The organism is Shigella sp. FC1967 (assembly GCF_001743005.1).
Lineage (GTDB): Bacteria > Pseudomonadota > Gammaproteobacteria > Enterobacterales > Enterobacteriaceae > Proteus.
In genome coordinates, this window is record NZ_MIIZ01001427.1 from 1 (window position 1) to 350 (window position 350).

Annotated in this window: 1 pseudogene; it reads right to left on the bottom strand. The window is 45.4% G+C overall.

The window, feature by feature from the left end:
- A pseudogene (locus tag BHE89_RS24060) lies at positions 1–350 on the bottom strand (ProQ/FINO family protein); the annotation flags it as partial.

A 350-nucleotide genomic window follows, 5' to 3' on the forward strand; every position in this document is an offset into this window, starting at 1 on the left:
CGATTGACCAACAGTAAGAACTGATGTGTCTTTCACTGGAATTAACTTTTCAGTATTTTGACGTGGTGGTGTTTTTACGAGGTGCTTGAGTCGCTTTTTGAGGACGAGGCTGTCGTTTTTCACCCTCTTTAGGTGGCTGACGACGCGTATTATTTGGCTTTTTCGCTGTCGGACGTTTGCTGGTCTCCTTATCACCTTCAGCTTCGCGCTTCTTAGCACGTTGTTCTGCTCTTTGAGCTTGAACTCGCGCTTTTAGCTTCTGCTAATTGTGTACGAGCATGTTCAATATGCTCAGCTTCCAGTTCGCCGCAGTCATTACCATTCAAATCGACACGTTTTGCTCCTTCTTT